Origin of the sequence: Kitasatospora sp. NPDC094019 (assembly GCF_044764505.1) — a bacterium.
Classification (GTDB): Bacteria; Actinomycetota; Actinomycetes; order Streptomycetales; family Streptomycetaceae; genus Kitasatospora.
Window position 1 is genome coordinate 242,647 of the sequence record NZ_JBIWIF010000004.1, and the last position, 25,134, is coordinate 267,780.

Sequence of the window (25,134 nt, forward strand, 5' to 3'; positions counted from 1 at the left end):
GCGTCAGGGGACCGCGGGGCCGCTCAGATAGGTGCCGTCGGCGCTGTACGGCCAGGCGTTGGCCGTACAGCCCTTGAGGCCGTAGATCTGCTGCATCATCGCGGGCGCCGCTCTGCCGGGGCCGGGGCAGCCCTCGTGGCCGTGGCCGATCCGGTGGCCGACCTCGTGGTTGATCACCAGGGCCCGGTACTCGTCGATCGGACCGTCGAACTGGGGCGAACCGATGGTCCAGCGCTTGACGTTGACCACGACCTGGTTGCCGACGTTGCAGTTCACCTCGCCGCGGGTGTCCAGACCGGCGGCGCCGCAGATCCGGTCCACGGTGGCGGGGGAGGCGATCTTCACGGTGAAGTCGTAGGCACCCGCGGAGACCAGCTGGAAGCCGTTCCTGCGGTCGTTGGTCCAGCCGCGCTTGTCGGCGAGGATGCCCTGGATCTGTGCGGCGGAGGCGGTCGGGTCGATGCCGATGCCGTCCTCGACCTCGACCCGGTAGCGGCGGACGGTGCCCCGGCCGACCGGGTCGGCGGAGCCCTGGGCGATGGTGAAGGTGCCGGCACCCTTGGCCGGAGGGGTCTCCGGGGCGCCCGGCTGCGGGGTGGCGGTCGGCGCGGGCGGAGCGCTCGGCGCGGCCGGTGCCGGGTCGGCGGACGCCGGGGGCGGGGACTGCGGCGCCGAGGGTGCCGGGGCGGCGGGCGCGGCCGGGGCGCCGGTGCCGCCGTCCGGCGGGGCGACCCTGGCCTGGGCGGTCCGGTCGGCGCCGGGCAGCGCGTCGGGGCGGTTCAGGACGACCAGGGTGCCGCCGAGGATCAGTACCGCGGCGAGCAGCGCGGTGAGCATGCCGGGCCCGAGCCGGCGGCGGGGCGGGCGCCGACGGCGGGAGCCCGTCCGGCCGCGGGGCCCGGTGCCGGATCCGCCGGTACGGCGCGGCGGGCGCCCCCCGGGGTGTGCGGCGGTGCGGGAACGGCGGGCGGGACTGCTTGCGGGCACGCTGGGGCTCTCTGTCGACCCGTGGGGCCGCGAAACCTCGAACTGACGTGCGCGCCCCCCTGGCCCGCTCACCCTGGCATGGCGAACCGGTGAATGTCCACGCGCGGGTGCGCACGGAACGGACAAGAACCGCCCCCGGTGTCCTGTCGGACACCGGGGGCGGTCGGTCGCGGTTCGGCCGGGGGTCAGCCCAGGGTCGCGGCGGCGGTCGGCGAGCTGTCCCGGAGGAACTGCGCGCAGCGCTCCGCCTCCTCCTTCTCCTCGATCGCGGCGGCGGCCCGGCCGAGCGCGTGCAGCGCCCGCAGGAAGCCGCGGTTCGGCTCGTGCTCCCACGGCACCGGGCCGTGGCCCTTCCAGCCGCTGCGGCGCAGCGCGTCGAGTCCGCGGTGGTAGCCGGTGCGGGCGTAGGCGTAGGACTCCACGACCCGGCCGGCCGCGAAGGCGTCGTCGGCGAGCTGGGCCCAGGCCAACGAGGAGGTCGGGAACTTCGCCGCCACCTCGGCCGGGGAGGCGCCGCCGGCCATCAGCTCCAGCGGGCCGGACTCGGCGGGCAGGTGCGTCGGGGCGGGACCCCCGAGGAGGTTCTCGTGAATGCTCATGCCCCCCAGTGAACCACCGGGGGGCATGGACGCGGGACCACTGGGGGCGGGGGCCCTACTTCAGGCGGTTGCCCGCCGAACGCAGCTGCTGGGCGGCCTCCAGCACCCGGGCGGCCATGCCGGCCTCGGCCAGCTTGCCCCAGGTGCGGGGGTCGTAGGTGTTCTTCTTGCCGACCTCGCCGTCGACCTTCAGCACACCGTCGTAGTTCGCGAACATGTGGCCCACGACGGGGCGGGTGAACGCGTACTGGGTGTCGGTGTCCAGGTTCATCTTCACGACGCCGTTCTCCAGCGCGGTGGCGATCTCCTCGGTGGTCGAGCCCGAGCCGCCGTGGAAGACGAAGTCGAACGGGTCGTTCTTGCCGTACTGCTTGCCGATCGCGTCCTGCAGCTCGCGCAGCAGCTCCGGCTTCAGCACGACGTTGCCCGGCTTGTAGACGCCGTGCACGTTGCCGAAGGAGGCGGCCAGCAGGTAGCGGCCCTTCTCGCCCAGGCCCAGGGCCTCGGCGGTGCGGACGGCGTCGTTGACGGTGGTGTACAGCTCGTCGTTGATCTCGTGGGTGACGCCGTCCTCCTCGCCACCGGTCGGGGTGATCTCGACCTCAAGGATGATCTTGGCGGCGGCGGCCTGGGCGAGCAGCTCCTGGGCGATGGCCAGGTTGTCGCTCAGGGTCTCGGCGGAACCGTCCCACATGTGCGACTGGAACAGCGGGTTCTGGCCCTTGGCCACGCGCTCGGCGGAGACCGCCAGCAGCGGGCGGACGTAGCCGTCCAGCTTGTCCTTCGGGCAGTGGTCGGTGTGCAGCGCGACGGTGATGTCGTACTTGGCGGCGACGATGTGCGCGAACTCGGCGAGCGCGACGGCGCCGGTCACCATGTCCTTGTTGTGCTGGCCGCCCAGGAACTCCGCGCCGCCGGTCGAGATCTGGATGATGCCGTCGCTCTCGGCCTCGGCGAAGCCGCGCAGCGCGGCGTGCAGGGTCTGCGAGGAGGTCACGTTGATCGCCGGGTAGGCGAACTTGCCCGCCTTGGCCCGGTCCAGCATCTCGTTGTAGATCTCGGGAGTTGCGATGGGCATGCGAATCCGCTCCTGTCGGTGTGCGGCGTACGGACGGTGCTGTCCGACGCTGTGTACGCCTGGTGACGACTCCGGGGTACCGGGGCCGGTGCGCGGCTCTGCGTGCGGCTGGACCGGTACCGAGGTAGAGGCAGCGGCCGCGGAGCGGCGATGAGGGTGTTCGCCACCGCGGGCCGGTCGCCGGTGCCATCTTCCCAGAATGCCCACCGCCTCCACCATGCGGCCCGCCAGTCGGGACGGCCGCCCCCGGCGGCCACCGTTCCGGAGGCCGGCTCCGGGGACCGCGGTGACGTGCGACGAAAGGATGAGGACCCGCTCGCCCCCCGGGGCGAGGTCCGGGTAAAGACGGGCCCGCTATCCTGCGGCCGTGGACTACAACCAGCTGGCCGTCAATCTGCTCGACGCCAAATCACTGATCTCGTCCCTCGGTGCGATCGGGCTGATCGCGATCATCTTCGCGGAGACCGGCCTGCTGGTCGGGTTCTTCTTCCCGGGTGACTCGCTGCTCATCATCGCGGGTGTCGCCTCCTCCAGCGCCGCCTCGTCGGTCCTCGGCGAGGGTCACCGGCTGCCGATCGCGACCCTGCTGATCGGGGCGCCGATCGCGGCGATCGCCGGAGCCCAGCTCGGGCACCAGATCGGGGTGAAGGTCGGACCGCGGATGTTCGACAAGCCCGAATCGAAGATCTTCAAGCGCGAGTACGTGCTGAAGGCCGAGGAGTACTTCAACCGCTTCGGCCCGGGCAAGGCCGTCGTGCTCGCCCGCTTCATGCCGATCGTCCGGACCTTCCTGAACCCGGTCGCGGGCACGCTGGAGATGCCGGCCAGGACCTTCTTCCTCTGGAACGTCGTCGGCGGCGTCCTGTGGACCGAGTCGATGCTGCTGATCGGCTACTTCTTCGGTGACGCGCTCGCCCCGGTGATCGACAAGTACCTGATCCCGGCCGTGCTGCTGATCGTGCTGCTCTCCATCTCGCCGATGCTGGTCGAGGTGATCCGCGAGCGCCGGAAGAAGAAGGCCGCCGGCCCCGAGGCCGAGGCCGAGGACACCGTCCAGGCCGGCGGCGGCCGGCACCGGCGCGGCTGAGAGCCGCCGGGCGGGGCCGAGCACGGCTGGGCCTTCCACCGAGGACAACGGCCGGGGCCCGGTGCTGTTTCACGTGAAACAGCACCGGGCCCCGGCCGTTCGGTCGTGCGGGGGAGCCGGGGCTCAGAGGCCCAGGTCGTCCAGGTCGTACGCGGTGACGTAGGGCAGGCCCTCGGCCTCGACCGCGGCGGCGCCGCCACGCTCGACGATCACCGCGACGCCCACCACCTCGGCGCCCGCCTCGCGCAGGGCCTCGACGGCGGTCAGTACCGAGCCGCCGGTGGTGGAGGTGTCCTCGACGGCCAGCACCCGGCGGCCCTTGACCTCCGGGCCCTCGATCCGGCGCTGCAGGCCGTGCGCCTTGCCGGCCTTGCGGACCACGAACGCGTCCAGCTCACGGCCGCGCGCGGCGGCGGCGTGCAGCATCGCGGCGGCGACCGGGTCGGCGCCCAGGGTCAGCCCGCCCACGGCGTCGTACTCCAGGTGCGCGGTGGCGTCCAGCATCACCCGGCCGACCAGCGGAGCGGCCTGGCCGTCCAGCGTGATCCGGCGCAGGTCGACGTAGTAGTCGGCCTCCTTGCCGGAGGAAAGGGTGACCTTGCCGTGGACGACGGCCTTGTCCTTGATCTGTGCCAGCAGGGCGTCGCGGTCATTGCTCATGGACGTCCACTTTAGGCCCTCCCGCTCGGATCCCGCCCGGGCCGGCCCGGTCAGCGGCGCCGGCGCAGCGCCCTGACCAGCACGACGGTGCCGCCCAGCAGGGCCACCCCGCCGCCGATCATCCACGGGACCGTGCTGCGGCCGCCCGCACCGGGGACCACGATGCCGCCGGCGTCGCCGCCCCAGCGGGAGGCGGCCCGGGCGCGCGCGCTGCGGGCCGGCAGGGCGGGCGCGTACGGGCCGCGCGGCGGGGCGTGGTCGACCTCCTCGGCGGAGCGGCCGACGATGCTGCGGCGGACCGGGCCGCCGAGCACCGGCTCCGGCTCGTAGCCGAAGGGCGGCTCGGCGGGGAGCTCGGCGGAGACCTCGCGCTCGATCCCGGCGGCGGGCGGGTCGGCCACGCCCGCGGCGGGCTCGTCGACGTCGTCGGCCTCGTCCGGGTCGCCGAGCGGGAGGCCGAAGCGCTCCGCGTCGGCGTCGGAGAAGGCGATGAGGTCGGAGAGGTCGTCGTCGAGGTCGTCGCCGGGCTCGTCCTCGCGGTCCTCGTCGAGGCCCTCGTGGCGGTTCTCCAGGAACACCACGGTGGCGGAGTCCTCGGAGTCCTCGGGGTCCTCGCTGCCGTCGGGGCCCTCGGGGTCCTCGCTGCCGTCGGGGCTCTCGGCGCCCCGGGCCTCTTCGGCGGTGTCCGGGTCGGTCGCGGCGGTGTCGGTGTCGGCCGCGTCCGTGTCGGTCACGGTGACGGCGTCCGCCGGGAGGTCCGCCCCGTCCCCGTCCGCGCCGCCGGCCTCGGACTCGCCCTCGGTGTCCGGCCCGGTCGCCCCGGTGCCGTCCGGCGAGGCGAGCGAGGTGGCGAAGCGGTCCAGCAGGCGGCGGCCGGCCGCGTCGAGGGTCTCGCCGTCGAACTCGGTCAGCCGCCCGGTGGCGCTCAGGTCACCGGTGAAGCGCACCACCGCGGTGCCCTCCGCGGTGCCCTCGGCGACGCTGATCCGGACGGTGGCGGTCGCCTCGCCGCTGCCACGTGCCTCCTGGCCCTCGGCGAACGCGGTCAGGACGCCCTCACGGCCCTCGATCAGTGAGAGCACGCCCTTGTAGGTGATGGTGGAGCTGCCGATCCGCAGCTTCAGCCGCCCCCCGATCTCCTCCGCCGGGCCGCCGCCGACGGCGGCCGGTTCGGTGCTCAGCCCCGGCACGGAACGCGCCAGCAGCGCCGGATCCTGCAGGGCCTGCCGGACCTGCCCGGCCGGCATCGGGACGACAACCTCATGCTCCATGCCACGGAGCCTACCGACCGAACCCGCGCCCGGCCCCGCCCTGTCCCCTACCTGTCGCCGTGGCTCGCCCGCGGCCGGCCGGCCGCGCGGCCCCCGGGAGGCGGGGCCGCGCGGGTCCGGTTCAGTGCGGGCCGAGCAGGGTGAGGGCGGCGGGCGGGCGGAGCGGCCGCAGGGCGGTGAGCCGGGCGGCCGAGGCGCGCAGGCCGTCCGCGGTGAGGGCGCGGGGCGGCGGGGCGTCCGGGGAGAGGGTGAGCGGCGGCTGCGCGGCCGCGGCGAGCAGGAAGCTCTGGCTGCTCTCCGGCCCCGGCCGGCAGCTGGCCGTCGCGCTGCCGGGGACGGCGTACGGGACGGTCCGCAGCCCGGCGGCCCGCAGCCCGGACTCCACCTGCCACAGGCCCTGCCGCCCGTGCTGCTCCTCGCCGCCGCGCACGGCGAGCCGTCCGCCCGGGGCGAGCAGCCGGGTGGTGAGGCCGTAGAACTCCTGGGAGTGGAACTTCACCGGCCCGCCGTCGGCAGGGGCGGGCAGGTCGGCGAGGACCACGTCGAAGGACTGGCCGGGCGAGGGCCGGACACCGCGCAGCCAGTCCAGCGGGTCGGCCTCGGCGGTGCGCACCCGGGGGTCGTCCAGCGAGCGGCCGGAGAGCGCGGCGAGGCCCGGGTCGGTGCGGGCGAGCCGGGGGAGCGCCGGGTCCGGGTCGACCACCAGCACCGAGCGGACGCCGCTGTGCCGCAGCACCTCCCGGAGCGCGAGCCCGTCCCCGCCGCCGAGCAGCAGCACCCGTCCGTCCGGTCCGGCGGCCATGGCCGGGTGGACGAGCGCCTCGTCGCCCCGGTAGGCGTCCGGTCCGCAGACCGCGAGCCGGCCGTCGACGTACAGCCGGAGCGGACCCTCGGCGGGGCCGGTGAGCACGATCTCCTGGTCCCGGCTCTGGGCGACGGAGCGGATCTGCCCGCCGTACAGGGCCTGCCGGGCCGCCCGCTCGACCGCGCCGGACCACAGGGCGGCCGCGGCGAGCAGGGCGAGGACGAGTGCGCACCCGCCCCACAGCAGCCGCCGGATCCGGGGGTCCGGCTCCTCGCGGAACAGCCAGAGCACCAGGGCGCCCCCGGCCACGGCGTTGACCGCGCCGGTGACCAGCGCGCCGCTGCCGGGGCCGAGGACGGGCAGGATGAGGAACGGGAAGGCCAGGCCGCCGATCAGCGCGCCCACGTAGTCGGCGGCGAACAGGTCGGCGGCGGCGCGGCCGGCGTCCTCGCGGCGGATCCGCTGGATCAGCGTCATCAGCAGCGGGATCTCGGCGCCGATGAGGACGCCGATGAGGCAGGTCAGGCCGACCATGGCGGCCTGGTAGCGGCCGATCCAGGCCCAGCAGGAGTAGAGCGCCAGTACGGACAGGCCGCCGGTGAGGGCGAGGGCGCACTCGACCAGGGCGAAGGCGGTGGCGGGCCGCCGGGTGAAGCGTTTGGCGAGCAGTGAGCCGAGACCCATCGCGAACACCATGACGGAGAGCACGACCGAGGTTTGGGTGACCGAGTCCCCGAGCAGATAGTCGCCGAGGGCCACGAGTTCCAGCTCGTAGACGAGTCCGCAGGCCGCGCAGACGAACGCGGCGAGCAGGACCACCAGCCGGGCGAGCTCGGGGCGGGCACGCAACCGGGAGCGACGGCGGGCGGGCAGGGAGGTCAGGCTCCGCCCGGGCCGGGGCGGGCTGCCGTCGTCGAGGTCGAAGCCCGGCTGTGCGGGGGGCGGACCGGCCGGATGATTGATCACGAACAAACGCTAGGCGACGTTCGGGACGGACGGCTGCGCCCATTCGACGGACAGGGCGGTATCGCAGGTTGACGAATCGTTCCTGCGTACGAATGAAGGTGCGGGGCCGGGGCTGTCGACGACCCGGCGGGACCGGTGCGGGTCATCGGGCGACCACCAGTGAGGAGCGGGTGCAGACCAGCCGTCCCTCCTGCGGATAGGCGTGCCAGGTGCGCCAGAGCAGGCGGTCCACCCCGCCCTGGGTGACCAGCGCGGTGAAGGCGCTGGGATCGCCGGGGAAGACGCCGGCCAGGCCGCGCGGATGGCCCTCGACCAGGGCGAGCAACTCCTGGGCGCGGGCGGCGAAGTCATGCGGCGGAAGGGCCTCGATCCGGGCCGCGAACTCGTACTCCCAGCCGTCGACCTGCTTGGCCACCCGGGCGGGCAGCGGCGTCCGGCGGCCGGGCAGGCAGGCGACGGTCTCCAGGCAGTGGCCGGGCCCGGCGGCGATCACCACCTGGTGGGAGGCGCCCAGCAGGCGCAGCTGGAGGGTGCCGGACGGGCCGGGGTGGCCGGGGCCGTCGAGTCTCAGGTCGCGGACCGCGAGGGCGGGCAGCGGCTCGCCGCCCAGGCACCAGGCCAGGTCACCCGCGCGGGTGTCCGTGTAGGAGGTCTGCAAAGTGGTGAGCATGCTCGGCTCCGGGTTTCAGCTCCGTGCGCGCCCTCCGAGCAGCAGCGAATGGGCCCGGGCCGAGGCGGGGCTGGTCGTGGCTGTGCGGTCCAGGGCGCGGCCGACCGTGGAAGGAAGGATTCCGGCTGGAGATTCAGCAGCAGAGAAGCACGAATACGCCGGGTCCGTCGGTGATTTACCCAACTTTGTCAAGCATTCACCGTTTCGAGCACATCGGCTTCGCTGCTCTGATCGACCCGGTGTGCGACTGTGCACCGCGCGCGCCTTTCGCCCCGGCCTGCACGCCGTGTGAGCGGCTCGCACGCCGTTCGCACGACGCGTGCGCCCTCGCCCCCGATGTGCCGGGCGCACGGCACCGGCCTTCGGCGAAACCCTGCCGCGCAGGCAGGACGCATTGCCCGACGGGCAGCAAGGCCACTGCCTGTCGGGGGAATTGACGAATCGTCAGGACGTGCGAGAGGTCCGGTCGACGGGACGGAGCCGGGTCAGTCGGTCCACCGCCTCCTCCAGCACGTCCACCCGCTTGCAGAAGGTGAAGCGCACCAGCGGGCGGCCCGCCTCGACGTCGTCGTAGAAGACGGCGTTGGGGATGGCCACGACTCCGCAGCGTTCGGGCAGGGTGCGGCAGAACTCGATGCCGTCCTGCTCGCCCAGGGGGGTGATGTCGGTGGTGACGAAGTAGGTGCCCCCGGGGCGGAAGACCCGGAATCCGGCCGCGTCGAGGCCGTCCGCGAGCAGGTCGCGCTTGTACCGCAGATCCGCGCGGAAGCCGTCGAAGTAGCTGTCGGGCAGGGCGAGGGCCTCGGCGACGGCGTACTGGAACGGGCCGGCGCTGACATAGGTGAGGTACTGCTTCGCGGTGCGGACGGCGGCGACCAGCTCGGGCGTGCCGGTCACCCAGCCGACCTTCCAGCCGGTGAAGGAGAAGGTCTTGCCGGCCGAGGAGATCGACACGGTGCGCTCGCGCATGCCCGGCAGGGCGGCGATCGGGTGGTGCGCGCCCTCGAACACCAGGTGCTCGTAGACCTCGTCGGTGACCACCAGGAGATCGCGCTCGACGGCGAGTTCGGCGACGGCCGCGAGTTCCTCGGGGGAGAGGACGAGACCGGTCGGGTTGTGCGGGGAGTTGAGCAGCAGCAGCCGGGTGCGGGGAGTGACCAGCGAGCGCAGCCGGTCCAGGTCGGGGCGGAAGTCGGGTGCGCGCAGCGTGAGCGGGACCCGGACCGCGCCGGCCATCGCGATGCAGGCGCTGTAGGAGTCGTAGAACGGTTCGAGGGCGATGACCTCGTCACCCGGCTCCAGCAGGGCGAGCAGGGCGGCGGCGATGGCCTCGGTGGCGCCGGCGGTGACCAGGACCTCGGTGTCCGGGTCGTGGTCGAGGCCGTAGCGGCGCCGCTGGTGCGCCGAGATCGCGGTCCGCAGCTCGGGGACGCCCGGGCCGGGCGGGTACTGGTTGCCGCGCCCGTCGCGCAGGGCCCGGACGGCGGCCTCGCGGACCTCCTCGGGGCCGTCGGTGTCGGGGAACCCCTGGCCGAGGTTGATCGAGCCGGTGGCGGTGGCCAGCGCGGACATCTCCGCGAAGATCGTCGTACCGAGCCCGTCCAGTCGACGGTTCAGCAGCGGCCTCGCACCCATCACGGCTCCTCGTACCTCGGTGTCGGCGGCGGTCGGGCCGTTCCCGGCCCGGTCGGGCCCGGTCGGGCCCATCCTGGGGCCCGAGGGGCCCCGGGGACAAGAACGGCCCGCCACCGGGCGTCGGTGGCGGGCCGGGCGCGGGGTCTCCCCGGCGGCTCAGTTCTGGTCGGTGCCGTCGGCGGGCTTGTCCTCGCCGCCCTCGCCCTCGATCTCGTCCTGGAGGCCCAGGCGCTCGACGATCCACTGCTCGAAGCCGACCGCGGCCTGGGTCCAGTTGGCGGTGGTGGTGACGAAGTAGTCCAGGTTGACGCCGGTGCCGACGATCATCTGGGCCTCACCGATCAGCCGGACCACGCCGTCCTCGTGGGTGTGGGTGTAGACCTTGGGCCACAGGGTCTCCCGGTTCCACTCGTCGATCAGGTCGAGGATCTCGCCCTTCTTCTCCAGCGGGTACGCGCGGTCGTAGAACGCGCGCACCGCGAAGAGCTCCTTCTGCTCGCCGCGGAACATGTAGTAGACGCGGAAGCCCTCCCAGGGAGCGGTGAGGTCACCCTCCTCGTCGACCACGTGCTTGAGCTGCATCTGGTCGAGCAGCTGGCCCACCAGGGCCTGGTCCGGGACGATGATCGGCGGCGGGCCGGCCGGTCGGCCGTCCTGGCCGCCGGGCTGACCGCCCTGCGGCGCGCCGAAGGACGGGATGGACGACGGGTCGATGCTCATGGGGTCCTCTTCCTCAGTGCACGTGGTGGTCGGCAATGAGAGGCCGCCCTTCCGAGTCCATCCTGCCTCATCCGGGGCCCACCTCACAGGGGTGCCCGCAAGCCGGGGCGGCATGGCCGGATCGGGGCGCGCCCCCGGGTGATCCGGGGGCGCGCCGGGCCCGGCGCACCGGTCCCGGGGGTCATTTCTCCAGTGGTCCGCGGGCCCGCACGGTGAGGCGGTCGCCCGTCTCGTCCCGCTCGACCAGCACCGTGTCGCCGTCGTGCACCTGGCCCGCCAGGATCGCCCGGGCCAGCTGGTCGCCGATCGCGGACTGCACCAGCCGGCGCAGCGGCCGGGCGCCGTACGCCGGGTCGTAACCGGTGAGCGCCAGCCAGTCCCGGGCGGCCGCGGAGACCTCCAGGTCGAGCCGGCGGTCGCGCAGCCGGTCGGCGAGCCGGGCCACCTGGAGGTCGACGATCCGGGTCAGCTCGGCGGTGCCGAGCGGGTCGAAGACCACGATGTCGTCCAGCCGGTTGAGGAACTCCGGCTTGAAGGCGGCCCGCACGGACTCCAGGACGAGGTCCTTCTTGCGCTCGTCCGGGGTGGTCGGGTCAACCAGGAACTGGCTGCCCAGGTTGGAGGTGAGGATCAGGATCGCGTTGCGGAAGTCCACCGTGCGGCCCTGGCCGTCGGTGAGCCGGCCGTCGTCGAGCACCTGGAGCAGCACGTCGAAGACCTCGGGGTGGGCCTTCTCCACCTCGTCCAGCAGCACCACGCTGTACGGGCGGCGGCGGACCGCCTCGGTGAGCTGGCCGCCCTCCTCGTAACCGACGTACCCGGGCGGGGCGCCGACCAGGCGGGAGACGGAGTGCTTCTCGCCGTACTCGCTCATGTCGATGCGGACCATCGCCCGCTGGTCGTCGAAGAGGAAGTCGGCCAGCGCCTTGGCGAGTTCGGTCTTGCCGACGCCGGTGGGGCCGAGGAAGAGGAAGGAGCCGGTCGGGCGGTCCGGGTCGGCGATGCCCGAGCGGGTGCGCCGCACGGCGTCCGACACGGCCTGTACGGCCTCCGGCTGGCCGATCAGGCGTCGGCCCAACTCCTCCTCCATGCGCAGGAGTTTGGAGCTCTCGCCCTCCATCAGCCGGCCGGCCGGGATGCCGGTCCAGGACGCCACCACATCGGCCACGTCGTCCGGGCCGACCTCCTCCTTGACCATCGAGGCGGAGGTGTCCTCGCCGGCGGCGCGCTCCTGGGCGTCGGTGAGCTCCTTCTCGGCGGCCGGGATCTCGGCGTACATCAGCTTCGACGCGCGCTCGAAGTCGCCGTCCCGCTGGGCGCGTTCGAGCGCGCCGTGCAGGTCCTCCAGTCGCTCCTTGAGCTCGCCGACCCGGTTCAGGCTCTTCTTCTCCTGCTCCCAGCGGGCCGTGAGAACGCTCAACTGCTCGTTCTTGTCGGCGAGATCGCGGCGGAGCTTGGCCAGCCGGTCGACCGAGGCCGGGTCCGACTCCTTCTCCAGGGCGAGTTCCTCCATCCGCAACCGGTCGACGGCGCGCTGGAGTTCGTCGATCTCGACCGGAGAGGAGTCGATCTCCATCCGCAGCCGCGAGGCCGCCTCGTCGACCAGGTCGATCGCCTTGTCCGGCAGGAAGCGGGAGGTGATGTACCGGTGCGAGAGGGTGGCCGCGGCGACCAGCGCGGCGTCCGCGATCTGGACCTTGTGGTGCGCCTCGTACCGGCCCTTGAGGCCGCGCAGGATGGCGATCGAGTCCTCGACGTTCGGCTCGCCGACCAGCACCTGCTGGAAGCGGCGCTCCAGGGCCGGGTCCTTCTCGATCCGCTCGCGGTACTCGTCCAGGGTGGTGGCGCCGACCATCCGCAGCTCGCCGCGGGCCAGCATCGGCTTGAGCATGTTGCCGGCGTCCATCGCGGAGTCGCCGCCGGCGCCCGCGCCGACCATGGTGTGCAGCTCGTCGATGAAGGTGACGACCTGGCCGTCGCTCTGCTTGATGTCGTTGAGGACGGCCTTCAGCCGCTCCTCGAACTCGCCGCGGTACTTGGCCCCGGCCACCATCGCCCCGAGGTCCAGGGAGACCAGCCGCTTGCCGCGCAGCGACTCCGGCACGTCGCCGGCCACGATGCGCTGGGCCAGGCCCTCGACCACGGCCGTCTTGCCGACGCCGGGCTCGCCGATCAGCACCGGGTTGTTCTTGGTCCGACGGGAGAGCACCTGGACCACCCGGCGGATCTCCTGGTCCCGGCCGATCACCGGGTCGAGCTTGCCGTCCCGGGCGGCCTGGGTGAGGTCGGTGCCGTACTTCTCCAGGGCCTTGTAGGTGCCCTCGGGGTCCGGCGAGGTGACCCGGCCGCTGCCGCGGACGTCCTTGAACGCGGCCAGCAGCGCCTTGGCGGTGGCGCCCTGCCGCACCAGCAGCTCGGCGACCGCCCCGCCCTCGGCGGCCAGGCCGACCAGCAGGTGCTCGGTGGAGACGTACTGGTCGTCGAGGTCGTCGGCGCGCCGGCCGGCCTCGGTCAGCACGGCCATCGTGTCGCGGGCCAGCTGCGGCGCGGCGACGGTGGAGCCCGAGGCGCTGGGCAGCGCGGTCAGCTGTCGGCGGGCGTCGGCGTCGATCGCGGGCACGTCCGCGCCGACCGCCTCGAGCAGCGGTTTCGCGATCCCCTCGGGCTGTTCCAGCAGGGCGATCAGGATGTGCACCGGTTTGACGTCCGGGTTGCCGGCCGAGCCGGCCTGCCGGATCGCGGCGGACAGGGCGTCCTGCGTCTTGGTGGTGAACTTGCTGGCGTCCACTGCTGGGGGGTCCTCCCTCGTCGAGCTGATGTCTGCTCTCTACAGCATGCACTAAGTTGAGTCCATTCCGCTCAACTTCTGCGTGAACGGTCGGGGCGGGCCCGCAGAACGGGCCGCTCGCTCCGCGCGGCGGCGGCTCCGGCCGTGCCCGTCCCGGTGGCCGGACGGGCCGCCGCCCGCGGCGGCAGGGTCCGCGCCTGGGCCATCCTCGCCTGGTGCGTCCCCGCCGTCCGACGGGTCAGGGCCAGCAGCTCCCGGGCCGGGCCGGTGGGCCGCTGCCCGGACGGCCAGACCGCCCGCAGCGGCCGCCGCAGATCCAGCTCGTCCGCCAGCCGCACCGCCACCAGCCGCCGGGTCGCCAACTCCTCCACCACCGCCAGCTCGCTCAGACAGACCGGCCCGGCGCCGGTCATCGCCGCCGCCTTCAGCGCCGTCGACGAGGCCAGCTCCAGTCGCGGGGGCGCGGTGCCGCCGTAGGGCGCCAGTGCCATCTCCAGCACCTCCCGCGTCCCCGAGCCCGGTTCGCGCAGCACCAGCGGGGTCGCCGAGAGCTCCGCCCCGGACAGCGGGGAACGCCGCCGGGCCCACGGATGGTCCGGTGCCACCACGACCACCAGCCGGTCCGCCGCCACCACCGCGCCCGCCAGGCCGGCCGGCGGCAGCGGCCCCTCGACGAAGCCCAGGTCGGCGTCCCCGGCCAGCACGTGCCCGGCCACGTCCGCCGAGTTGGCGGTGCGCAGCGTCACCGCCGTGCCCGGGTTGGTCGCGTGCAGCGCCAGCAGCCAGCCCGGCATCAGGTACTCGGCGACGGTCAGGCTGGCCACCACGGTCAGCCGGGCGTCCCGGCGCTCGCGCAGCGCGTCGATCCCGGCGTCCAGCGCCTGCGCCGCCTCCACCACCTGCCGGGCCCACTCGACCACCAGCCGGCCCGCCTCGGTGGGCCGGGAGCCGCGCGGGGAGCGCTCCAGCAGCGCGACGCCGATCTGCCGCTCCATGCCCTTGATCCGGGCACTGGCGGTCGGCTGGCTCACCCCGAGCTCGGCGGCCGCCCGGCCGACACTGCCGAGCCGGGCCACCGCGAGCAGCAGCTCCAGGGCACCGATTTCGGGGACGCGCGGGGAGAGGGGCATAGATTCAGGCTATGCCCTCATAGAGCGGGCGGCGCTACCGGCGGCCGCCGCCCCGGGAGACGGTTGGTGGCATGGTCACCCTGCTCAGCGCCGCTCCCCCCCCGTCCGCCCGGGCCCGCCTCGTCGCCCGGGGTCGCCGCCTCGACCTCTCCCAGCTCACCCCGAACTGGTACGCGGTGGTCATGGGGACGGCGATCGTGGCGAACGGCGCGGCCGCCCTCCCGGTCCGGTGGCCCGGCCTGCTGGGGTTCGCCGAGGTGGTGTGGGCACTCGGACTGGTGGCCCTGCTGCTGCTCGGCACCGCCCGCGCGGTCCACCTCACCCGGCACCGCGAGGCCGCCCGGGAGCACCTGCTGGAGAACCCGGCCACCGCCGTCTTCTACGGCTGTCCGCCGATGGCGCTGATCTCGGTCGGCCTGGGAACCCTGACCATCGGCTCCCGGGTCGTCGGCACCGGCCCGGCCGTCGCGATCGACCTGGTGCTGTGGACGGTGGGCACGCTGTACGCGCTGGCCGTCGCGGTCGGCATCCCGTACCTGATGATCACCCGGCACAGGGTCTCCCCGCTCGGCGCCAACCCGACCTGGCTGCTGCCCGTGGTCGCCCCGCTGGTCGCCTCCGCCGCCGGCCCGGCGCTGGTCCCGCACCTGCCCGCCGGCGGGGCCCGGCAGGCCCTGCTGTACGGCTGCGCGACGCTGTTCGGGGTCGGCCTGCTGGCCACCCTGGCCCTGCTGCCGGTGGTGCTCACCGGCCTGGTGCACAGCAAGCTGTCCGCGCCGGCGCTCACCCCGACCCTGTTCCTGGTGCTCGGCCCGCTCGGCCAGTCCACCACCGCCGTGCACCAGCTCGCGGACGCCGCCGGCCCGGTCCTCCCCGACCTCGCCCCGGTCGCGCTCCCGCTCGCCGAGCTGTACGGCGTGGCCGTGCTCGGTGTCGCGATGCTGTGGCTGCTGCTCGCCCTCGCCGCCAATCTGCGCGCCCGCCGGGCCGGGATGGGCTTCGGGATGACCTGGTGGGCGTTCACCTTCCCGATCGGCACCTGCGTCACCGGGGCGGCCGCGCTGGCCCGGCACACCGGCTTCGCCGGCTTCACCGGGCTCGCCGTCGGCCTGTTCGCGCTGCTGCTGGCGGGCTGGGCGCTCGCGGCCGGCGGCACGGCCGCCGCGCTGGCCGGCGGACGGCTGCTGGCCCGCTGAGGCCCGCCGGGGCCGGCGCCGACCGCTCCCCGCGTCCGGTCTTCCGGACTCCACGCGTCCGCCACCAACCGGACGGACGGTTGGAAAACTTCCGTCATACCCGTCTGACCTGGGCTTTCGCAGGAATCGGTAGTGGCGCGCGGTGGTCGGGGCCGCCCCGGTGCTGCAGGTTCCTGCAATTGCGAGAACATGCAGCAGGGCGGCACTTGTTCACCGGCCGTCACGCTGTGAGGGTGGAGTCACGCCAGGTCGTCCGGGCAACCGCAGCCCGATGACGGTGACTTGCTCTTCAATACTGGATGCGACCGGTACGTCCGCACGTGCCTGCATATCGGGGGGAAGAGCGCCGGCCGGGACGCCATGTGTGGTGATGGCCCCCGGGACCGGAGCCGGCGAGGCGTTGCTGCTCCGCCTCGCCGGAAGCACCGGGACCGCGGCGTGGACCGACGGCTCCCCGGACCCGTGTGCGACGGCACCCGAGGTCCGGGGGCCCGTCGGTCCCCAGTACGGTGAGGGCCGTCGGCACCGTGCGGCGCGCGAAGAGCACGCACACCCCAGAGAACCCGGCAGGGAGCGTTCGACGTGACGTTCGGAGCGACGGCGGACGCGGAGGACGCCCCGGGCGGAGTCCCCGACGAGACCGCCCGCCGCCTCTACCTCGCGATCCTGGCAGACGGTGGCCGGATCCGCTTCGCCGACGTCCCCGAGGCCGACCGGGAAGCCGTCCACGGACTCGTCTCCATCGGCCTGCTGGTGCCCAATCCGATGGACGCCTGCTACACCGCCGTGAGCCCCCGCTCGGTCAGCGACCGCCTCGGCGCCGAACTCCGCAGCGAGGCCACCCGGCTCCTGGTCCGCGCCGAGAACCTCCCCGGCACCCTGGACACCCTCACCCGCGCCTACGACGCGATGCCCCGGCCGCCCGAGCGCTCCGGCGGGGCCGTCCACATCGAGGGCCACATCCACATCCGGCACCGGATCTCGCAACTGGTCTCCGACTGCCGCACCGAGGTCCTCACCGCCCAGCCGGGCCCCCGCCCGGCCGACGCCCTCGAGATCGCCATCCAGCAGGACGTCCAGCTGCTCCGGCGCGGCTGTTCGCTGCGCACCATCTACCAGCCGGTCGCGATGTCCGAACCGCCCGCCCTCGCCTACGCCGAGGAGGTCACCCGGCGGGGCTCGCTGATCCGGATCCTGGACGAGCCCATCCAGCGGCTGATGATCTTCGACCGCTCGGTCGCCGTGATCTCGGCCTCCGAGGACCACAGCACCGCCGCGTTCATCTCCGACCCGGCCGCGATCGCCTTCATCGTCAACGCCTTCGAACGCGACTGGTGTCGTGCCGACGCCATCGGTCGCGCCGCCCCGCCCACCCGGGCCGCCGCCCACAGCGCCCCCGAACGCGTCGGCCGCCTGCTCGCCCGCGGCCTCACCCAACGCGCTGTCGCCACCCGCCTCGGCCTCAGCGAGCGGACGGTGGCCGCCCACATCTCCCGCCTGCGCGACCGCTACGGCGCCCAGACCCTGTTCCAGCTCGGCTGGCTGATGCGGGGCGGCCGTGACGACGGATGACCCGGTGACCCCGGCCGTGCCCATGACCTCGGAGGTGCTGAACGCGGCACTGCCGGACGAGGCCGCGCGGGAGCTCTACCTCGCGGTGCTGCGCGAGGGCGGCCGGATCGGGGCCGCCGAGGTGGACCCGGCGGACCGGGGCGCGCTGGAGGCGCTGATCCGTCTCGGCCTGCTGGTGCCGCACGCCCTGGACTCGTCGTACGTGGCCGTGAGCCCGCGGGCGCTCGCCGACCAGGTGGCGGCGGACCTGCGGGCGGAGGGGGTCAGGTTGCTCCAGCAGTCCGAGCGGTTGCCGGACCGTCTGGACGAACTCGTCCGGGCCTACGAACGCACCTCGCGCCACCTCGATGTGACGGGAGGTGTGGAGCAGGTCGAGGGTGTGCCGGAGATCCGCACACTGCTGACCTGCCTCGCGCGGGAGTACCCGCACGAGTCGATGACCATGCAGCCGGGAGGCGCCCGTCCGGCCGGTGTCATCGCGGACATGCTCCACCACACCAGTGCCTACCTGCGCAGGGGCGGCAGCATCCGGACGATCTACCAGCCGCCGGCCAGGCTCGACCCGGCCACCGTCGACTACGCCGCGGAGGTCACGCGACTCGGCTGCTCGATCCGGACGCTGGCCGCCGACTTCACCCGGCTGGTGATCTTCGACCGATCGGTGGCGGTGCTGCCGAAGGGCGCCGACGGGACGAGGGCCGTGCTGGTGACCGATCCGGCCGTGGTGGCGTTCCTGGTGGACACCTTCGAGCAGCACTGGCACCACGCCGAAGGCGTCAACTGGGACGCGCTGGCCGCCGGTACGGCCGATTCCGCGGTGCACGAGCAGGTCGGCCGGCTGCTCGCCCAGGGGCTCACCCAGCGGACGATCGCCGCACGGCTGGGACTGAGCGAGCGGACCGTGGCCGCCCACATCTCCCGGCTCCGGGAGATGTACGACGCGGAGACGCTGTTCCAGCTCGGCTGGCAGATGCGGGGAGCCCGGACGGGGGAGTCCGGTGGCTGACCCGCGATCAGCCGGTGGCCGCGCCGGTGGGCCAGTAGCCGGTCGGGCCGACGGCCGGGGGCTGCTGCCGGGGGACGGTGAACTGCTCGCCGGGGGCGGTCCAGAAGCCCTCGCGCAGGGAGAGCGCCATGCCGGCCCAGTCGAGGGCGGTCTCCACGGTGTGGTGGAGGGCCTCCTGGGACCAGGTGTCGTCGAAGACCAGCGGCAGGACGGGGGCGACCTGCTCGATGGTGGCGATCAGCGGGTTGTGGGTGATGGCCTCGTCCACCAGCAGGACGATCGGCTTGCGCAGCGCGGACGCCCAGCCCAGCTCCAGGCTGACGCCGGCGGAGAGCGGCGCGCCGACGTAGGCGAAGACCAGGTCGGCGGACTGCAGGGCGCGGAAGTCGGACGGCACCCGCGGCTCGGGGGCGCGCCCGGCGACGGTCCAGGCGTCGCTGTGGTGGGCACTGTAGACGGCGGCGCCACTGCGGAGAAGGGTGGTGCGGAGGGTCGTCAGCCGCGTCCGGCTGGCGAGAGTCACCACACTGTCCGCCGGCCCGGTCAACCGCATCAGCGGCGCGGCCAGGAAGACTCGTGCACGCCGACCCTCGTGGGCCTGGCTGTCGTGGTGACGCAGGTAGGGCTCAGTCATGTCGACTCCGGGGAGTGGCTGATCGGGTTCACCAGGTCCGGCAGGGTTGGGTCAGGGGTTCCGATCGGCGTGGCTGCGGTCTCCGCCCGAGATGCGGGGCCGAATGGTGAATTGAAGGTACATCGGCAAGTGTGGTGAGCTTGCCGGGACCATCGGGAGCGAACTGATCGTCCATCGCCCGGGGCGGTCGAGTCCACTGCTGAGAGGTGTCATCTGACTGCCTGGCATGGAGATGACGCACTTCTGCGCAGGGGGCATGTGGCGCGCGCGTTCGAGCTGGGGCATTATGTGGTCGATTGCTCAGCTGTTCCCATTGCTCGATACCTTGCGACTACTCAGGAAGGCGTGATCGCATGCTTCGCCTGCGCCGGCACGTTCGCATTGTGGCAGTTTCGATCGCTGCCGTTGTAGCAGTATTGACCGCGAGCAGCCAGATTGTCTCGGCAGCTTCCGGCCACCAGCCCGCGTCGCACGGCCCCGCGTCCTCGGAGCTGCGGACGGTGGCACTGACGGACAGCGACAGCAACTGGACCTGAGCCGGTCCGTCGGAGGGCTCGCCGGGTCAGTCGGTGACCTGGTCCAGCCCGTCCGACCGGCTCTCGGGGTGACCGTGCTGAGGGGTCCGGGCCAGCACGTATCCGAGCTGGAACAGTGAATCGACCTTGTAGTCCTCCCGCATGTCCGCTATGTGACGTGCGAGGGTCCGTTCACTGATGCCGAGGCTCCTGGCTATGACGCGATGACTGGTGCCCTTGAGCAGCAGATCGATGATCGTCTGTCGCAGGCGTGAGATGACTTCCTGGGGCACCGCTCGGGCGCCGTCGAATTCGAGCGCGCGGTTCCAGTTGCGCTCGAAGACCTCGGAGACCAGATAGCTGATGATCGCCCGGTCGTGAATGAACGCGGCCACATTCAGGTCGTCGGCGACGGGAATGATGGCGGTGCGCCGATCGACGACGATGAGGCGCGTATAGGGCTCGTCCAGCGTGCGGACCTCCCCACCCCCGTCCGTGATCGCCAGGACGTAGTCCCTGGTGGCCGGATGGTAGCGGGTGCTCGGGTGGTAGATCGTCCGGAACTTGGCGCCTCTCTGGAGGAGGGCCAGATCCCGGTCCCGACTGCTGGCGAGGGCCTCCGGAGGCCGGGGACCGCCCGGCTGCGCGGCCAGGAACTCCTCGGTGCAACTGGTGGTCAACTGCCCCAGCCGTTGGTTGATCAGCACTTTTCCGCGCACGTACTCGATGCTGCCGCCGGTCTGCTTCGGCGTGTGGAAAGCCTCGGTCAGGTCCTTCAGGTCGATCGGCAGTGCCTCGGCCCGGGAGAGCAGGTCGAGGGCCTTGCGCTGCCAGGAGGCGATGAGTCCGGACGAAAGCTGCTGCGGGTCCACGGCCACCAGGACGTTCGGATCGTCCGTGTCCGGCACCAGCAGGCCGATGTCGAGAAGCTCCTGAAGGTACTTGGCGTCGGTGGCCTCCCGGTTTTCGGGCATCAGGCGACCGTGGGTGTGCAGGATGTCGAGATACAGCTTGCGCGCATTATCCGAAAGGACGCCGAGACCGCCTGAGGTGAGTCCGGGATCGGCCGTCTCGCTCATCTGCGGCTCCCTGGTGTCGGATAGGGCTGTGCGAAGCCGGGGCGCCGACTTCGACGGGGATCTTGGACAGAGCCTTCGAGGGCCGGCATCGGTGTTTCTCGATCTGCTGCTACCTGCACCGAGCACTCTCTCACCAAAGGCCGCGCCGCCGGCACCCCCCGGCCAGGGGGAAACCGGCGGCGTCGGCAGGGCGGCGCGGGAGGTCAGCGCCTGGGACGCCAGACGACGAGGGCGCTGGAGTGCGGGGTGGGGGGCTGGTAGGGGACCAGGTCGCGGCGGTAGGAGGCGTGGATGGTCGCCTCGCGCTGCTGGAGGGCGGTGGCCGCGCCCTCCAGGGAGTCGGCCAGTTCGGCGATGCGGGACTGGAGGGCGGTGACCTGGTTCTCCAGCTCGATGATCCGCTTGATGCCGGCCAGATTGATGCCCTCGTCCTGGGAGAGCCGCTGGACCTCGCGCAACTGCTGGATGTCGCGCGCGGAGTAGCGGCGGCCCCGGCCGGCGGTGCGGTCGGGACAGACCAGGCCGAGCCGGTCGTACTGGCGGAGGGTCTGCGGGTGCAGACCGGAGAGCTCGGCAGCCACCGAGATCACGTAGACCGGGGTCTCCTCGGTGAGCACGTACTGGGGCTGCGGGGCGCTGCGGCGCGTGGTGCGCCGGGCGCCGCCACCGGGCAGGCCGTCACCGAGGCCGGGTCCGATGGGTTCGTCGGGGATCATCTGGTCGTCACGCTCCCTTCGCCGCTCTGAACAGGGCGGCTCGTGGGTCGTCGGAGGCGGTCGCCTCGCGGTACTGCTCCAGGGCGGACAGCGCGTCGCCGGTGACGGTCTGGGGCACCACGACCTCCACGGTGACCAGGAGGTCGCCGCGGGTGCCGTCCTTGCGGGTGGCGCCCTTGCCGCGGGCCCGCAGGGTCAGGCCGTTGGCGCTGCCCGGGGGCAGCTTGAGCTTCACCGACGGGCCGTTCAGGGTCGGCACCTCGATGGTGCCGCCGAGGGCGGCCTCGGGGAAGGTGACCGGCACGGTCACGGTCAGGTTGTCGCCCTTGCGTCCGAAGACCGGGTGCGGGTCGACGTGCACGCTGACGTAGAGGTCGCCGGGCTGGCCGCCGCGTTCGCCCTGGGCTCCCTTGCCCTTGAGCCGGATCCGCTGGGCGTCCTGGACGCCGGCCGGGATCCGGACCTGCATGGTGCGGGCGGAGCTGGCCCGGCCGCTGCCGTGGCAGTCGGTGCACGGGTCGTCGACGATCATGCCGCGGCCGCGGCAGTCCCGGCAGGGCTCGGAGAGCGCGAAGGCGCCCTGCCCCCGGCTCACCGTGCCGGAGCCGACGCAGGTCGGGCAGACCCGCGGGGTGGTGCCGGACTTGGCGCCGGTGCCGTTGCAGAGGCGGCAGGGGGCCTGGCTGGTCATCCGCAGCGGGACGGTCGCACCGTCGACGGCCTCCTCGAAGGAGAGCGTCACCTCGGTCTCGACGTCGGAGCCGCGCCGCGGCTGGGCCTGCCGGCCGCCCCGGTTGAAGAGACCGCCGAAGACGTCGCCGATCCCGCCGCTGCCGTTGCCGCCGCCCTGGCTCCCGCTGAAGAGGTCGCCGAAGTCGAAGCTGTAGTTGCCGGTGCCACCGGGGCCGCCGGACCGGAAGCCGCCGTTGGCGAAGAGGCTGCGGGCCTCGTCGTACTCCTTGCGGCGCTTCTCGTCGGAGAGGACGTCGTACGCCTCGGAGATGTCCTTGAACCGCTCCTCGGCCTTGGCGTCGCCCTTGTTGGCGTCGGGGTGGAACTCGCGCGCCAGTTTCCGGTACGTCTTCTTGATCTCGGTGGCGCTGGCGTCCTTGGGCACGCCGAGGACCTTGTAGTAGTCCTTCTCCACGTAGTCCTTGCCGCTCATGGCCGGTGCCACCTCCCGAGGTCCATCGTCACAGTGCTGTCAACGGTTGGGACCCGGCCAGTGGTGCCGGGGAACGTCGACAGCGCGCTGCGGAGCCGTCCGCCGTACTGGCCGGCGTACGACTCCGCAGCGCACAGGTTGTCAGCTGTCACCGGTGGTCAGCTGTCCGAGCCACCGTCGGCCTGGTCCTTCTTCTCCCCGCCCTTGGCGGTGTCGGCGTCCGGGCCGGGCGTGGTCTGGGTGCCCGGCTGGGGCTCCGCGACCGCGACCATCGCCGGGCGGATGATCCGCTCGCCGATCCGGTAGCCGGGCTGGAGGATCTGGACGCAGGTGTCCTCGGTGACCTCCGACGAGTAGCTGTGCATCAGCGCCTCGTGCATGGTCGGGTCGAAGGGCTCGCCCTCCTTGCCGAACTGCTGCAGGCCCAGCTTGGCGACGACCGTCTCCAGCGACTCGGCGACGGACTTGAACCCGCCCGTCACCTCGCCGTGGTCGCGGGCCCGGCCGATGTCGTCCAGGACCGGGATCAGTGCCTCCAGGATGTTGGAGACGGCGATCTCGCGGACCGTCAGCCGGTCGCGCTCGACCCGCTTGCGGTAGTTCTGGTACTCGGCCTGGAGGCGCTGGAGGTCGGCGGTGCGCTCGGCCAACTGCTTGGCCGTGCCGTCCCCGGGGGTGCCCGCGTCGGTGCCCTCGGCACCGGCCGCGGCGGCCTCCTCGGCGGCCTTGATCACGGCCTCCTCGGCGGCGGAGTCGTCGCCGGGCTCGGCACCCTGCGGCTTCTCCGTCATGCCGCACCGCCCTTGGGCTTCTCGTCGTCCACGATCTCGGCGTCGACGACGTCGTCGTCCTTGGCACCGGCGTCGGCGGCGTCACCGGCCGCGCCCGCCGCACCGGCGGCGTCGGCGTTGGCGTAGAGCGCCTGGCCGAGCTTCTGGGCGGTGGTGGAGACCTTCTCCGAGGCTTCGCGGATCTTCGCGATGTCCTCGCCCTTCAGGGCCTCCTTGAGCTCGCCGATGGCGGCCTCGACCTCGGTCTTGACGTCGGCCGGGAGCTTGTCGGAGTTGTCGGCGATGAACTTCTCGGTGGAGTACACGAGCTGCTCGGCCTGGTTGCGGGTCTCCACGGACTCGCGGCGCTTGTGGTCCTCCTCCGCGTACTGCTCGGCCTCGCGCATCATGCGCTCGATGTCGTCCTTCGGCAGCGCGGAGCCGCCGGTGACGGTCATCTTCTGCTCCTTGCCGGTGCCGAGGTCCTTCGCGCCGACGTGCATGATGCCGTTGGCGTCGATGTCGAAGGTGACCTCGATCTGGGGCAGGCCGCGGGGGGCCGGCGGCAGGCCGGTCAGCTCGAACATGCCGAGCTTCTTGTTGTACGCCGCGATCTCGCGCTCGCCCTGGTAGACCTGGATCTGCACGGACGGCTGGTTGTCCTCGGCCGTGGTGAAGATCTCGGAGCGCTTGGTCGGGATCGTGGTGTTGCGCTCGATCAGCTTGGTCATGATGCCGCCCTTGGTCTCGATGCCGAGGGACAGCGGGGTGACGTCGAGCAGCAGGACGTCCTTGACCTCGCCCTTGAGGACACCGGCCTGGAGCGAGGCGCCGATGGCGACGACCTCGTCCGGGTTGACGCCCTTGTTGGCGTCCTTGCCGCCGGTCAGCTCGCGGACGAGCTCGGCGACGGCCGGCATCCGGGTCGAGCCGCCGACGAGGACGACGTGGTCGATCTCGGAGAGGGCGATGCCCGCGTCCTTGATGACGTTGTGGAACGGGACCTTGCAGCGCTCCAGCAGGTCCGAGGTGAGCTGCTGGAACTGGGCCCGGGTGAGCTTCTCGTCCAGGTGCAGCGGGCCCTCGGCGGAGGCCGTGATGTAGGGCAGGTTGATCGAGGTCTCGGAGGACGAGGACAGCTCGATCTTGGCCTTCTCGGACGCCTCGCGCAGACGCTGCAGCGCCATCTTGTCCTTGGACAGGTCGACGCCGTGGCCGGCCTGGAAGACCTTGACCAGGTGGTCGACGACCTTCTGGTCCCAGTCGTCGCCACCGAGGTGGTTGTCACCGTTGGTGGCCTTCACCTCGACGACGCCGTCGCCGATCTCCAGCAGCGAGACGTCGAAGGTGCCGCCGCCGAGGTCGAAGACCAGAATGGTCTGGTCGTCCTTGTCCAGGCCGTAGGCCAGGGCGGCCGCGGTCGGCTCGTTGACGATGCGCAGGACGTTGAGGCCCGCGATCTCACCGGCCTCCTTGGTCGCCTGGCGCTCGGAGTCGGAGAAGTACGCCGGGACGGTGATGACAGCGTCGGTGACCGTCTCGCCCAGGTAGGACTCGGCGTCGCGCTTCAGCTTCTGCAGGATGAAGGCGCTGATCTGCTGCGGGTTGAAGTCCTTGCCGTCCAGCCCGATCTTCCAGCTGGTGCCCATGTGGCGCTTGACCGAGCGAATGGTGCGGTCCACGTTGGTGACCGCCTGGCGCTTGGCCACCTCGCCGACGAGCACCTCGCCGTTCTTGGCGAAGGCGACGACGGACGGCGTGGTCCGCGCGCCCTCGGCGTTCGTGATGACGGTGGGCTCGCCACCCTCCAGAACGCTGACGACCGAGTTCGTCGTGCCGAGGTCGATGCCGACCGCGCGTGCCATCGTAAATACCTCCACGGAAGAGTTGAGCTTTACAGGCTCAAGGATGCATGACGGGCCGGGACGCGTCAACAGCTATGAGTCCTCGGCGCTCAACTTTGGTGAGTGGAAACGTGCGCGAACGGGTGCCGGGGAGCGGCCGGGACGCGGTCGGGACACGGCCGGGGGTGCCCCGGGCGTGCGTTCACGTGACTGCCGCCATACCTTGAGCATCTTCAGGAGA

At 72.7% G+C, this 25,134-nt stretch carries 21 protein-coding genes; 4 read left to right on the plus strand and 17 right to left on the minus strand.

Annotated elements, in window-relative coordinates; genetic code table 11:
- Positions 1-3: 3 nt before the first annotated feature.
- The 3 genes from ACIQ9P_RS11210 to fbaA all read right to left on the minus strand — a co-directional run bounded on the left by ACIQ9P_RS11210 (position 4) and on the right by fbaA (position 2,883).
- On the minus strand, positions 4-837 hold the full coding sequence (locus ACIQ9P_RS11210; RefSeq protein ID WP_402353273.1) for a DUF3152 domain-containing protein: 834 nt from the start codon (positions 835-837) through the stop codon (positions 4-6).
- Between the two features lie 335 nt (positions 838-1,172).
- Complete coding sequence (locus tag ACIQ9P_RS11215) at positions 1,173-1,586, minus strand: DUF3151 domain-containing protein (RefSeq protein WP_402353276.1); 414 nt, start codon at positions 1,584-1,586, stop codon at positions 1,173-1,175.
- 55 nt (positions 1,587-1,641) lie between these two features.
- The gene (gene fbaA, locus ACIQ9P_RS11220; protein ID WP_402353279.1) at positions 1,642-2,883 is read right to left on the minus strand and encodes a class II fructose-bisphosphate aldolase; all 1,242 of its coding nucleotides are present in this window, start codon (positions 2,881-2,883) and stop codon (positions 1,642-1,644) included.
- A 148-nt stretch (positions 2,884-3,031) separates the two neighbouring features.
- Here fbaA and ACIQ9P_RS11225 point away from each other — a divergent pair, with 148 nt between their 5' ends.
- Positions 3,032-3,751 (plus strand): DedA family protein, encoded by a 720-nt coding sequence (locus tag ACIQ9P_RS11225; protein WP_402353282.1) that lies wholly within the window; start codon positions 3,032-3,034, stop codon positions 3,749-3,751.
- 123 nt (positions 3,752-3,874) lie between these two features.
- On the opposite strand, the gene pyrE is transcribed toward ACIQ9P_RS11225, so the two are convergent.
- From pyrE to ACIQ9P_RS11265, 8 genes are all read right to left on the minus strand, one after another.
- Positions 3,875-4,411, minus strand: coding sequence for an orotate phosphoribosyltransferase (gene pyrE / locus ACIQ9P_RS11230; RefSeq protein WP_402353284.1), 537 nt, complete (start codon positions 4,409-4,411; stop codon positions 3,875-3,877).
- 50 nt (positions 4,412-4,461) lie between these two features.
- Positions 4,462-5,682, minus strand: coding sequence for a hypothetical protein (locus ACIQ9P_RS11235; RefSeq protein ID WP_402353287.1), 1,221 nt, complete (start codon positions 5,680-5,682; stop codon positions 4,462-4,464).
- A 121-nt stretch (positions 5,683-5,803) separates the two neighbouring features.
- Entirely contained in the window at positions 5,804-7,453 is a 1,650-nt protein-coding gene (locus ACIQ9P_RS11240; protein ID WP_402353290.1) for a polyamine aminopropyltransferase, read from the minus strand.
- A gap of 142 nt (positions 7,454-7,595) precedes the next feature.
- Complete coding sequence (locus ACIQ9P_RS11245) at positions 7,596-8,123, minus strand: DUF2617 family protein (RefSeq protein WP_053642292.1); 528 nt, start codon at positions 8,121-8,123, stop codon at positions 7,596-7,598.
- Between the two features lie 444 nt (positions 8,124-8,567).
- Positions 8,568-9,758, minus strand: coding sequence for a pyridoxal phosphate-dependent aminotransferase (locus tag ACIQ9P_RS11250; RefSeq protein ID WP_402353292.1), 1,191 nt, complete (start codon positions 9,756-9,758; stop codon positions 8,568-8,570).
- Between the two features lie 156 nt (positions 9,759-9,914).
- Positions 9,915-10,478, minus strand: coding sequence for a YbjN domain-containing protein (locus tag ACIQ9P_RS11255; protein ID WP_402353294.1), 564 nt, complete (start codon positions 10,476-10,478; stop codon positions 9,915-9,917).
- Positions 10,479-10,659: 181 nt separating this feature from the next.
- Entirely contained in the window at positions 10,660-13,266 is a 2,607-nt protein-coding gene (gene clpB, locus ACIQ9P_RS11260; RefSeq protein ID WP_402353297.1) for an ATP-dependent chaperone ClpB, read from the minus strand.
- Positions 13,267-13,337: 71 nt separating this feature from the next.
- A complete protein-coding gene (locus ACIQ9P_RS11265) occupies positions 13,338-14,396 on the minus strand; it encodes a LysR family transcriptional regulator (RefSeq protein ID WP_402353300.1) in 1,059 nt (352 codons plus the stop codon).
- A 71-nt stretch (positions 14,397-14,467) separates the two neighbouring features.
- Here ACIQ9P_RS11265 and ACIQ9P_RS11270 point away from each other — a divergent pair, with 71 nt between their 5' ends.
- The 3 genes from ACIQ9P_RS11270 to ACIQ9P_RS11280 all read left to right on the plus strand — a co-directional run bounded on the left by ACIQ9P_RS11270 (position 14,468) and on the right by ACIQ9P_RS11280 (position 18,170).
- On the plus strand, positions 14,468-15,592 hold the full coding sequence (locus tag ACIQ9P_RS11270) for a TDT family transporter (RefSeq protein WP_402353302.1): 1,125 nt from the start codon (positions 14,468-14,470) through the stop codon (positions 15,590-15,592).
- A 582-nt stretch (positions 15,593-16,174) separates the two neighbouring features.
- Positions 16,175-17,164, plus strand: a complete 990-nt coding sequence (locus tag ACIQ9P_RS11275) for a LuxR C-terminal-related transcriptional regulator (protein ID WP_402353304.1) — start codon at positions 16,175-16,177, stop codon at positions 17,162-17,164.
- A 4-nt stretch (positions 17,165-17,168) separates the two neighbouring features.
- The gene (locus tag ACIQ9P_RS11280) at positions 17,169-18,170 is read left to right on the plus strand and encodes a LuxR C-terminal-related transcriptional regulator (protein ID WP_402353306.1); all 1,002 of its coding nucleotides are present in this window, start codon (positions 17,169-17,171) and stop codon (positions 18,168-18,170) included.
- A gap of 7 nt (positions 18,171-18,177) precedes the next feature.
- On the opposite strand, the gene ACIQ9P_RS11285 is transcribed toward ACIQ9P_RS11280, so the two are convergent.
- The 6 genes from ACIQ9P_RS11285 to dnaK form a co-directional block, all read right to left on the minus strand.
- Complete coding sequence (locus ACIQ9P_RS11285) at positions 18,178-18,804, minus strand: hypothetical protein (protein ID WP_051740548.1); 627 nt, start codon at positions 18,802-18,804, stop codon at positions 18,178-18,180.
- 562 nt (positions 18,805-19,366) lie between these two features.
- Positions 19,367-20,398 (minus strand): hypothetical protein, encoded by a 1,032-nt coding sequence (locus ACIQ9P_RS11290; RefSeq protein ID WP_402353308.1) that lies wholly within the window; start codon positions 20,396-20,398, stop codon positions 19,367-19,369.
- Between the two features lie 203 nt (positions 20,399-20,601).
- Entirely contained in the window at positions 20,602-21,114 is a 513-nt protein-coding gene (locus ACIQ9P_RS11295) for a heat shock protein transcriptional repressor HspR (protein WP_402353310.1), read from the minus strand.
- Between the two features lie 7 nt (positions 21,115-21,121).
- Complete coding sequence (gene dnaJ / locus ACIQ9P_RS11300) at positions 21,122-22,279, minus strand: molecular chaperone DnaJ (RefSeq protein ID WP_402353313.1); 1,158 nt, start codon at positions 22,277-22,279, stop codon at positions 21,122-21,124.
- A 158-nt stretch (positions 22,280-22,437) separates the two neighbouring features.
- Entirely contained in the window at positions 22,438-23,070 is a 633-nt protein-coding gene (gene grpE / locus ACIQ9P_RS11305) for a nucleotide exchange factor GrpE (protein WP_402353316.1), read from the minus strand.
- Positions 23,067-24,914 (minus strand): molecular chaperone DnaK, encoded by a 1,848-nt coding sequence (dnaK, locus tag ACIQ9P_RS11310; RefSeq protein ID WP_402353319.1) that lies wholly within the window; start codon positions 24,912-24,914, stop codon positions 23,067-23,069. The genes grpE and dnaK overlap by 4 nt, the downstream gene beginning before the upstream one ends.
- Positions 24,915-25,134 lie beyond the last annotated feature (220 nt).

Bases quoted from the DNA above. Each gene is read 5' to 3' on its own strand.
- ACIQ9P_RS11210 (WP_402353273.1), bottom strand. From the start codon at position 837: ATGCTCACCGCGCTGCTCGCCGCGGTACTGATCCTCGGCGGCACCCTG.
- ACIQ9P_RS11215 (WP_402353276.1), bottom strand. From the start codon at position 1,586: ATGAGCATTCACGAGAACCTCCTCGGGGGTCCCGCCCCGACGCACCTG.
- fbaA (WP_402353279.1), bottom strand. From the start codon at position 2,883: ATGGTGGAGGCGGTGGGCATTCTGGGAAGATGGCACCGGCGACCGGCC.
- pyrE (WP_402353284.1), bottom strand. From the start codon at position 4,411: ATGAGCAATGACCGCGACGCCCTGCTGGCACAGATCAAGGACAAGGCC.
- ACIQ9P_RS11235 (WP_402353287.1), bottom strand. From the start codon at position 5,682: ATGGAGCATGAGGTTGTCGTCCCGATGCCGGCCGGGCAGGTCCGGCAG.
- ACIQ9P_RS11245 (WP_053642292.1), bottom strand. From the start codon at position 8,123: ATGCTCACCACTTTGCAGACCTCCTACACGGACACCCGCGCGGGTGAC.
- ACIQ9P_RS11250 (WP_402353292.1), bottom strand. From the start codon at position 9,758: ATGGGTGCGAGGCCGCTGCTGAACCGTCGACTGGACGGGCTCGGTACG.
- ACIQ9P_RS11255 (WP_402353294.1), bottom strand. From the start codon at position 10,478: ATGAGCATCGACCCGTCGTCCATCCCGTCCTTCGGCGCGCCGCAGGGC.
- ACIQ9P_RS11265 (WP_402353300.1), bottom strand. From the start codon at position 14,396: ATGCCCCTCTCCCCGCGCGTCCCCGAAATCGGTGCCCTGGAGCTGCTG.
- ACIQ9P_RS11270 (WP_402353302.1), top strand. From the start codon at position 14,468: ATGGTCACCCTGCTCAGCGCCGCTCCCCCCCCGTCCGCCCGGGCCCGC.
- ACIQ9P_RS11285 (WP_051740548.1), bottom strand. From the start codon at position 18,804: ATGACTGAGCCCTACCTGCGTCACCACGACAGCCAGGCCCACGAGGGT.
- ACIQ9P_RS11290 (WP_402353308.1), bottom strand. From the start codon at position 20,398: ATGAGCGAGACGGCCGATCCCGGACTCACCTCAGGCGGTCTCGGCGTC.
- ACIQ9P_RS11295 (WP_402353310.1), bottom strand. From the start codon at position 21,114: ATGATCCCCGACGAACCCATCGGACCCGGCCTCGGTGACGGCCTGCCC.
- dnaJ (WP_402353313.1), bottom strand. From the start codon at position 22,279: ATGAGCGGCAAGGACTACGTGGAGAAGGACTACTACAAGGTCCTCGGC.
- grpE (WP_402353316.1), bottom strand. From the start codon at position 23,070: ATGACGGAGAAGCCGCAGGGTGCCGAGCCCGGCGACGACTCCGCCGCC.
- dnaK (WP_402353319.1), bottom strand. From the start codon at position 24,914: ATGGCACGCGCGGTCGGCATCGACCTCGGCACGACGAACTCGGTCGTC.